This window comes from Enterobacter cloacae complex sp. P18RS, from assembly GCF_014982105.1.
Lineage (GTDB): Bacteria > Pseudomonadota > Gammaproteobacteria > Enterobacterales > Enterobacteriaceae > Enterobacter > Enterobacter hormaechei_C.
The window spans coordinates 39,889-50,589 of sequence record NZ_JADCKV010000021.1; the positions used below are offsets into that span (position 1 = coordinate 39,889).

A 10,701-nucleotide genomic window follows, 5' to 3' on the forward strand; every position below is an offset into this window, starting at 1 on the left:
TGTCCCTAATAAAAAAGTACTGCTTTTTTGTTTATGCCCGGGCGCTGTGCGCGCCCGGGTCATTTCTTGCAGGTGCTATTAGGTAATGATGTGTTGCTGGTTTACAAGCTCGTCGTAGGTGGTCTGAACGTTGTCCAGCGTAACGAGCGCAGATTTAGTGTAGGCGGCTCCCGTGCCGTCACGGTCGATGGAGATCACAGTATTGTTACCGCTTTGTGAAACAGACACATAGTTCCCCAGCGTCGACGCACTACCGTTCCAGCCCACCAGAAGATCGCCAATGTCGATCTTGTCTCCCTGCGTGAGGGAGAAGTTCGTCCAGTGGTCGCCCGTGCTGTTACCTGCGGTAGCGTTACCCGCCGTATTGTTCAACACCTGATAAATCAGCGTGTCGCCGTAGGCCGTGCCGTTAATCACATCGTTATGCTCCGAACTGACAAATTTCGGCGCCATGTCAATGGTCAGCGACGCGGTATCCGTGGCGCCGCTGGCGTCGGTCAGGGTGTAGTTAAAGACCTCCTTGCTGGTAATGGTAGAGAGCGAGATCCCCGGGTTAAGGGTATAGGTGTAACTGCCGTCAGCGGCAATCGCCAGCGTCCCGTAGTGGCCCGTGATGTTTGACATCGTGCTGCCGGTGTACGGATCCAGCGTGGTGGTAACGCCGTCGTAGCCAGTAATGCTCACGCGGGTATCAACCGAGTGCAGCTGGTCCATCGCCCCTGCGGAGCCGGTGCCGTCGAAGATATTGCCGTCAACGGTGTGGGTGCCCGTCGCGTCGAATTGCGACAGGGAGTAGGTCGTGCCGTTTACGCTTGGGGTAATGGTGATGTTCCCCACGCTCAGCCCCGGTACGCTGCCGGTAAAGTTCAGCGTATAGGTCCCGGCGTTGAGATCCAGACCGGTCAGCGGAACGTCGATGCTGCCGCCCAGCAGTGAGCCTCCGCTGAAGGAGCCGCTGCGAATCACATTCGTCCCGTCAGTGATTGACCAGTTCACCGTCAGCCCGCCCAGCGCCAGCAGCGAGGCCACGTTAAAGTGCAGCGAGGCGTTATGCAGCGCGGTGTTTGCATCCACCACGAAGGTCCCGCTTCCGCTGCCCTGCGTTGACCCCAACACGGCGGTGGTCCAGCTGGCGGTGCCGACGGAGGTATCCGTATAGGTTGAGGTATGGTGAACCGACGTGACGTCCATCGCGGTGCTGACATCGTTTACCGCATCCATTGGGCGCGCGGTTGGGGTGATGTTCAGCGATGCCGTGTCTTTCGAGCCGTCAGGCGCGGTGATGGTGTAGACGAAGGTATCCGGCGTGCTGATATGGTCCGCCCCGACCCCGCTGTTCAGGGTGTAGGTGTACTCTCCGGCCGCGTTGATCCGCAGCGTACCGTACTCGCCGGTGATCTCCGTCAGACCGCTGCTGTTCACCGCCACGCCGTTAACGTCGGAGACTACGGTACCCGCTGGCGCAATATCATCCGCCAGTACATCCCCGGTCGTGCTCTCGCTCACGCTTGCCACGCTGTAGACATGATCCTGCAAGACGTTCAGCGTGTAGGCCGTCAGCGCGGTGATCCCCGCCGCCGTATTGAGCAGGAACAGGTACTCGCCGGCGGGCAGATTCAGCGTCAGCTGCGAGGAGGTGCCGCCCAGCAGCGGCGCGCGCAGCCAGCCGGGTTCAACGCGCATCTGCTCGAAGGTCTGCGTCGCATTGTTGAACTTATAGATGTAGAGGTCGAACACCGAGGCCAGCGCCACGCCGCCCACGGACGCCTGAACGGTCATGGTGCGGGTGGTGCCTTCTTCCACGTTATAGATGATCGGGTTGGCCAGATCGTCCAGCAGGTTCAGCCCCAGCGTATTGCCAAGGTTGATCCCCACCAGGGTAAAGCCGCCCTGCGACGAGGTGCCGTTGTTAATCGCCTCCACGGTGGTATCGAAGGTCAGCGAGGCGGTATCGTCCACGGCCACGATACCGCTGCTGCTGGTGCCTTCGCCCAGCGACAGAACCAGATTTGCCGAGGCGCTGGTGCCGTTGTGGGTGATGGTGTAGGTAAAGTTCTCCGTGCGGCCAATGACGGCGGCGCTGGTGTTGGTCAGGTTATAGGTATAGCTGCCGTCCAGGTTGATGGTCAGCGTGCCGTACTGCCCCTGAATCACCGTGCCGTCAGCCGTGACGCTGGTGGTGGTGCCCTGGGCGTTGGTGACCGCGGTGACGGTGGTGCCCGCCGGGGCGTTGTCGCTGCCTGCGGTTGGATCCACGTCGGTGATGACGTTCCCGACAACGCTGGTCTCGCCGGACACGGTGCCTGCGCTGGTCTCTTTCACCGCCACATCGAGGCTGGTGTAAGAGCCGGTTGCCAGCAGGTTAGTGTTGTAGCTCAGGACGCGATACTGACCATCCGCCAGGCCGGTCAGGTTCAGCGACACCCCCGTCGCGCCGAGGGTCAGCAGGTCAGCGAACTGCGGCTGTCCGGTGTCGACCACGGTGGTCCAGGTGTTGTTGGCGGCGTCAAAGCGCTGTACCACCAGCTCAAGGGTATTGAGCAGGGAGAGTACGGCCCCCGTGGCGTTGGCGTTCACGGCAATATCCGCATTGCCGCCGCTGCCGACGGTGAAACCTACCTGCGCGGTGTCGTTGCCGAGCAGCGTCAGCACGTTACCTACGGCGCCCACCAGCAGGAAACCATAGTCGCTGTACTGCGAGTTGGTCACCGTTGCGGTGGTTGTCAGCGCCAGCTCTTCAACGTTGGTGCTGGCTGAGAGCGGCACCACCGGCGCAAGGGCTGAGCCGGGCAGCGAGACGTTGCCTGCCGCGTCGGTGGCGGTGATTTGCAGCGTCTGGCCTTCCGTCTGTTTATTGAGGAAGGTATAGCTCCAGGAGCCGTTGCTGTCTGCCGTGGCGGTGACCGTTGAGCTATCCGCCAGACGGATGGTGACGGTACTGCCCGCTTCGGCGCTACCGGTCAGTACACTGCCGTCTGCGTTGAAGGTCCCGGTCGGGGCCGTTGGCGCAGTGAGATCGACAATGACGGTGGTCGAGGTGGAAATCGGGCTGGTGCCCGAGCCGTTGCTCGCCGTGGCGGTGAAGGCATGCGGCCCTTCGCTCAGCACCGGCGTGGTGAAGCTCCAGTTGCCGCTGGCATTTGCGGTGACCGTGCCCATCAGCACCCCGTTGTTATAGAGGGTGATAGTCGCGTTTGGCTGCGCCGTGCCGCTCAGGGTTGGCGTGGTGTCATCGGTGGTTTTCCCGTTGGTCAGGTTGCCCGTCACCGTGCCGACGTTATCGTCGATGTTAGCGATAACCGGCGCGTTCGGGATCGTGGTGATCGGAGCAATCACGGAGGTGGTGATACCTGCGTTACCGGCCTTATCGGTAGCAAAGACAATCAGTGACTCCCCGCCGGTCTGTGGAGGGGTGAGGGTGGCGCTGAAGTTTCCGCTGCCGTCCGCGACGGCCGTTCCAAGCACGGTTCCGGTGCTGCTGGTAATGGTGACGGTACTTCCTGCTTCCGCCGTACCGGTAACCTGCGTCCCGTTGGTGATCACCGCCAGCCCGGTTGGGGCTGCTGGCGGCGTCAGGTCAACGTTGATCGTGATAATCGGCGATGGCGCGCTGGTATTGCCCGCGGCATCGGTGGCGGTGGCGGTGAAGTTATGCGCGCCTTCGGTCAGCGTGGTGCTGGTTTGCGGCAGCGTCCAGTTGCCGTTGGCATCGGCAGTGACGGTTCCCACCAGCGTTGTGCCGTCGTAAATACGTACGGTGGCATTGGCTTCCGCCGTACCGTTTAAGGTCGGACGGGTGTCGTTGGTTGGGTTGGTGCCGGTGACAGGGCCGGTGACGGTTCCCACATCATCCACAATCGAGGTGATTGCCGGTGCGACAGGTGCGGTGGCATCCACATTGATGGTATAACCCCCGGTCTGCGCGCTGGCGTTGCCCACGGCGTCGGTGGCGGAGAAGGTCAGATTATGCGGCCCGTCAGCCAGCGGGGTGGACGGCGTAAAGCTCCACGCGCCGCCGGTGGCGACCGCGGTGCCAATCTGTACCCCATTGTCATAGATGGTTACCGTCGCGCCGGCTTCTGCCGTACCGGTGAGCGTTGGACGTGCATCGTTGGTTAACCCGCCGTTGGCGACAGGCGTCGCAGCATTACCGACGTCGTCGGTGATGCTGGTCAGCACCGGTAGCGCTGGCGGCGTGGTGTCAATGGTCAGGCTGAAGTCGGCGGACGGCGAGCCGGTGTTCCCCGCCTGATCCGTTGCTTCTGCGGTAAAGGTGTGTGACCCGGTGCCCAGCGGCACGGTGATATCCACGGTCCAGTTGCCGTTAGCATCGGCAGTACCGGTGCCCACCAGCGTAGTGCCTTCGTAGATATTCACGGTGGCCAGCGGCTCGCTGGTCCCCACCAGGCGCGGGAGAGGATCGTTCGTGGTCTGGCCGGAGCCAATCGCCCCGGTGATGGTGCCAACATCGTCAATCGCCTGGGTGATAACCGGCGCGGCAGGCGCAGTCGTATCCACAACCAGCGTAAAGCCTGGTGAGGCAGGACTGACGTTGCCCGCGGCATCGGTTGCCGTGGCGGTCCAGGTGTGGCTGCCGTTTGCCAGCGTGCCGGTGGTGAAGCTCCATACGCCGTTGGCATCAGCCACGGCGGTGCCCACCTGCTGACCATTCTCATAGATGGTGATGGTCGCGTTGGCTGCCGCGGTGCCGTTCAGCGTTGGCGTGGTGTCGTCTGTGCTTTGTCCCGAGGCGACCGGGCCCAGCACGGGACCGGCATTGTCGGTGGCAGGGGTAAAGACTGGTGCGTCGGGCACCGACGTATCCACCGTCAGGTTGAACGGTGGCGAGGTGACCCCGGTATTGCCTGCGGCATCGGTGGCGTTGAAGGTAATGGTATGCGGCCCTTCACCCAGCGCGGTGGTCGGCGTGAAGGTCCAGTTACCCTGGGCGTTGACGATTGCCGTGCCGATTTCCACATCATCGACAATAACGTGCACCGTTGCGCCCACTTCCCCCGTACCGTTGAAGGTTGGACGGGTGTCGTTGGTGGAACCGTTGCTGGCGATGATTCCCGTTCCCGGGCTGACATCGTCTATCACCGTGGTAACCACCGGGGCCGCAGGGCCAGTGGTATCCACCGTAAAGGCGAATACTGGCGAGTTGGCGGAGACGTTTCCGACATCATCGCTGGCGTTGACGCGCAGGTTATACGTCCCGTCCGTCAGAACCGGGTCCGGCGTAAAGGTCCAGTTACCGTTGCCGTCGACCGTAGTGGTACCAATCTCCACGCCGTTATTCAGAACGTGAATGGTGGTACCCGCCTGGCCGGTGCCGCTCAGGGTTGGCGTGGTGTCATTGGTGACCTGCCCGGCGGTAAGCGGGCCGGTTACGCCACCCGGAGCGTTGTCGCTGACCGTATCGATCGTCGGCACCTGTGGCGCCGTCAGATCGATATTGATGCTCCAGACGCCGGACGGCTGGCTGACGTTGCCCTGCGGATCCGTCGCTCTGACCGTAAAGTCATGCGTTCCTTCCCCGAGGGCGGTTTCAGGGGTAAATGTCCAGGCGCCGGTACCGTCTGCCGACACCGTACCAATCTGCGTGGCGCCATCAAAAATGGCGACGACGCTGTTCGGCTCGGCGGTACCGGTCAGGGTTGGCGTGGTGTCGTTGGTTGGATCGCCGCTTGGGACAGGCGTTGCCGCATTGCCTGCGTTATCCGTCACGCTGGTAATCACCGGCGTGGTGGAGACGGTGTCGACCACAATGGTGATCCCGGCCGACGGGGTGCTCTCATTGCCCGCCGGGTCGGTGGCGGTCACGGTCAGGGTGTGGCTGCCGTCGTCCAGCGCAGGCGGCGTGTAGCTCCAGGTGCCGGTCGGACCGACAACAACGGTGCCCAGCGGGTCGCCGTCATCGTACACCGTAATAGTGTCCCCGGCCGTGCCTGTCCCGGTCAGGGTAGGACGGTTGTCGTTGGTGCTCTGCCCGTCGGCGATTGGGCCGGTGATCGGACCTACGTCATCAGTCACCGCACCGATGGCTGGCGCTGTCGGGGCGGTAAGGTCGACGGTCACGGTCGCGATCGGCGACTGCCCGCTGGTCGCGCCGGTGGTGGTATTCGTGGCGGTCACGGCAAAGGTGTGTGGCCCTTCCGTCAGCGGCAACAGCGGCGTGTAGCTCCAGTTGCCGTTATCATCCGCAACAACGTTCGTCAGCGGAACCAGCGCCCCATCCTGATAAATGGCGATCACGCTGCCCGGATCGGCGGTGCCGGTAAGGGTCGGCGTGGTGTCATTGGTGGTTTTATCTTTCACATCACCCGTGACGGGATCGACGTCATCATTGATCGCCGTAATCACCGGTACCGCAGGCAGCTCGAGCGGAGAGTCCGGCACGTCAAAGGTGGTTGACGGGCTGGCATTGCCTGCGGGGTCCGTGGCGGTGAGCGTCAGCGTCGCGGCATCCAACTGGGCCGGGGAGAGGGCAATGGAGAAGGTGCCTCCCGTCGCGACCCCGGTCCCGATGACATTGCCGTTGGCGTCACGAACCGTCACCGTGGTTCCGTCATCTGCCGTCCCGGTCAGCGGGGTGCCCTCCGCGGCAATGGTGATATTCGTTGGCGTTGCAGGCGGCAGGGTATCCACCGTCACGCTGAGATCGCCGGAGCTGGCGGAGGTATTCCCCGCCGCGTCACTCGCGGCCACTGAGAAGGTATGCGGCCCCTCGGTAAGCGCAGGGTCGGCGGTCCAGGACCATGTCCCGTTCGGCTGAACCTCCACGACCACCGGCGAGGCGACACCATCAACAGAAACGGTGACGCTCGAACCCGGCTCGCCAATCCCGGTGAGGGTTGGCGTACCGTCGCGGGTGTAAAGCACGCTGTTGGTCAGCTGGCTGTCAGAGACGGCGTCAATTTGCGGCACGGTTGGCGCCTGCGTATCAACCTCCACCGTAAAGACCGGGCTTACCGGGCTAACGTTACCGGCATCGTCCACCGCGGCGACGGTGATATTCAGCGGGCCGTCGGTCTGCGTCGGCAGGGTATAGGACCATCCGCCATTGACGACTTCAACGCGATCCACTTCCACGCCGTTGTTGTAGATGATCACCGTCTCGCCGGTGGTGCCGGTTCCGCTCAGGGTCGGTGTGGTGTCGTTAGTGGACCCGCCGTTCTGCGCGCCGGCGATGTCGCTGATAACAGGGGTGTCCGGGGCGAGGGTATCGACCGTTATCGTGATACCGGCTGATGGCACAGATTCGTTCCCGGCTTCATCGGTGGCGGTCGCCGTGTATTCGTGCGTCCCTTCGCCAATGTTGTTCTCAGGACGCCAGCTCCAGTTACCGTTACCGTCCACCGTAACGCTGCCCACGGCCTGCGGCTCGCCTGTACCCACCTGGTCATAGATGGTAATGACGTCATTCGGCGTACCGGTGCCGCTCAGGACCGGACGCGGATCGTTGGTGGATTCGCCATCCAGCACGGGGCCGGTGATCTGGCTTACGCTGTCTGTCACCGTTGGGGTTCCCGGCTGGGCAGGCGCGTCGGTATCAATGGTAATGGTCACCGGCGTGGACGGCGCGCTTTCGTTCCCGGCGCTGTCCTGGTTGGTCACCGTCAGGGAGAGATCGTAGGTGCCGTCAGGCAGCGGAGTGGTGGGTGTCCAGCTCCAGTTACCGTCGCCATCGATCTCGGCTTCACCAATTTTGGTGGCGCCATCGTAAATGTTGACGGTATCGCCCGGCGTGCCCGAGCCGCTCAGGGTTGGCGTGGTATCCCGGGTGGTCTCCCCAGGATTCAGGGCCGTCCCCGGCGAGCCGCCGTCCGGGTTGACGGTGATCTCAGGAATATCCGGCGTTGCAGGCGCGGTGGTGTCGATCGCCAGTTCAAACGGCGGCGAAATGGTGGTGTTACCCGCCTCATCCGTTGCGTGGACCGTCAGCGAGTGCGGGCCGTCCGTCAGCGGCGTGGTTGGCGTAAAGCTCCAGCCACCGCTGCCGTCGAGCACGGCCGTGCCGAGCAGGGTGGTTCCGTCATAGATCGTGATGGTGGTGCCGTCCGGTGCGGTTCCCTGCAACTGCGGCAGCGTGTCGTCGGTGGTGTCCCCGCTGTTAAGCGGAAGCTGCACGGGCCCCACGTTATCGGAAACGGTGTCAATGGTGGCCGCTGGTGGCGGAGTCGTATCGACGGTAAAGGTAAAGCCGGCTGATGGTGCGCTGGCGTTACCGGCCGCATCGCTCGCGACGACGGTGAACGTATGCTGCCCGTTCACTAATGGGGTAGTAGGCGTGAAGGTCCATGCGCCACCGCTGTTGACAACGGCAGTACCAATATCCTGTCCGTCCAGACGGATCGTCACGGTGGAGCCCGGCTCGCCGGTACCGTTCAGCGTCGGGAGCGTGTCGTTGGTGGTTTCATTGGTGTCGAGCGCACCCGTGCGGCCCGGTACGTCATCAATGACCTGCGTAATGGCCGGCGCGCCCGGGGCGGCGGTATCCACCGTGATGCTCCAGGTGTTCGATGTCCCGCTGAGGTTATTGTTGGCGTCAACCGCCGTCGCCGTCAGTACGTGCCCGCCGTCCGGTAGCGCGGTTTCCAGCGTGATGGACCACTGACCGTTCGCCGACACGACTGCGGTGCCAATTTCGGTAGTACCGCTGTAGAGGGTGATGGTGGTGCCAGGCTCGCCCGTTCCGTTGATGGTAGGCGTGCTGTCGTTGGTGAGACCGTTCTGGCTGACAGGACCGGTGACGCCGGGGGCATCATCCACCACGCCCGTGATGACCGGGGTTTGTGCCGCGGTGATGTCCGGCGCGTCAAACGGCGCGGTCGGACCGGTGTTTCCGGCGGTATCAGTGGCATCGGCAGTCAGGGCTTCGCCGTTGGCTTTCGGCGGGATCAGATCTACGCTGAAATTCCCCTGATCGTCGGCGACCGCTTCCCCGACCTTCACGCCATTTTCACGAATGGTGACGGTACTGCCCGGCTCGGCTGTACCGGTTACGGTGGTGCCGTCGGCAGAGATCACCACGTTTTCCGGCGCCAGCGGTGGGGTGCTGTCTGGCGCGTCGGCAAAGCCAGACGGGCTGGTGTTACCGCTGCCGTCGGTGGCCGTCACTTCAAGGGCTTCGCCGTTGGTCTGGGCTGGCGAAATCGGGATGGTAAATGTGCCGTCCGGACCGACGGTGGCCTGGCCGATGATCGTACCGTCCGGCGCTTTAATGATAATCGTGCTGTTTGGCTCGGCGGTTCCGCTGACGCTGGCCCCGTCTTCCGCCACCACCAGGTTGCCCGGTGCGGCAGGCGGGGTGATATCCGCTGCGTTAACCAGCGCCGGTGAGCTCTGGTTGCCTGCGGCATCGGAGGCGACCACGGAGATAATCTCACCGTTGGTCTGCGCAGGGTTCAGGTTGGCGACATAGTTGCCGTTGCTGTCGGCAGTGGCGGTCCCGATTTGCAGCCCGGCATTGTTGGTGATGACGATTTTACTGCCCGGCTCGGCGGTACCGGTGATCTGGGTGCCTGCGGAGTTGAGCGTCGCAACCGGCATGTCTGGCGGCGTAAGATCGACGGTAAAGTTGATCGGCTGAGACAGACCGCTCTGGTTGCCTGCCGCATCGGTTTCCCGCAGGGTAATCGAGTGTGTGCCTTCTGCCAGTGGACTCGTCGGCGTGATGCTCCAGGTACCGTTCGGCAGAACGGTGGTGGTGCCGATAACAACGCCGTTATCGTAAACCGTGATCGTGCTGCCCGGTTCGCCTCTGCCCGTCAGGCGCGGCTCTGAGGCATCGGTAAACTGCCCGGCACCGATCGCCCCTTTCAGTACGCCCGTGTCGTCGTTAATGATAAATCCGGAAGGCGTTTGCGGCGCGGTGACATCTACCGTGACGGTAAAGACCGGCGAGGCCAGGCCGGTGTTACCGGCGACGTCGGTGGCGCGCACGGTAAGCTGGTGGCTGCCTTCGCTCAGATTCACCGACGGCGTAAAGCTCCAGCTTCCGTTACTGCCCACAACCGCTGTGCCAATGGCAATGCCGTTATCATAGATGGTGACCGTCGAGCCCGCTTCCGCCGTGCCGGTGAGCTGTGGCCGCGGGTCGTTGGTGCTGCTTCCACTCCCGAGCGTGCCGGTGCCAGGCGCAACATCATCGGTGATGCTGACGATCGCTGGCGCGCCAGGCGCGACGGTATCGACCACGAAGGTTACCGCCGTGGACGCCGGGCTGGTATTGCCTGTGGCATCGGTCGCGGTGGTGGTAATGGCGTGGTTGCCTTCAGACAGGTTGGTCGACGGGGTAAAGCTCCATTTCCCGGTGGCATCGGCTGTGGCGGTGCCAATCGGTTTCCCGTTGTCATAGAAGGTAATGACGGTGCCGGCTTCACTGATGCCGCTGAACGTCGGACGCGCATCGTCCGTGCGTTGTCCGTTGCTCAGCGGGCCTGTTTCGGCGCCCACGTTATCATTGACGGTGACAATCTCGGGTGCATCCGGCGCGGTTAAATCCGGTGCCGTGACCTGAACGCCCGGGCTGGTATTGCCGGACGGATCGGTGGCGGTAGCGGTGATCTGTTCTCCGTTGGTAAGCGGCGTACCGAGATCAATCGTAAATTTCCCGTCGCTGCCCGCTTTGCCCGTTCCGATGGTGTTGCCATCGGCATCTTTCAGGGTAATCGTGCTGCCCGGCTCAGCGGTACCGGT

At 63.0% G+C, this 10,701-nt stretch carries 1 protein-coding gene; it reads right to left on the reverse strand.

Annotated features, from left to right (window positions below):
• Window positions 1–78 precede the first annotated feature (78 nt).
• A partial coding sequence (locus INF61_RS16655; RefSeq protein WP_193547931.1) for a BapA/Bap/LapF family large adhesin occupies window positions 79–10,701 on the reverse strand: 10,623 nt, incomplete at its 5' end.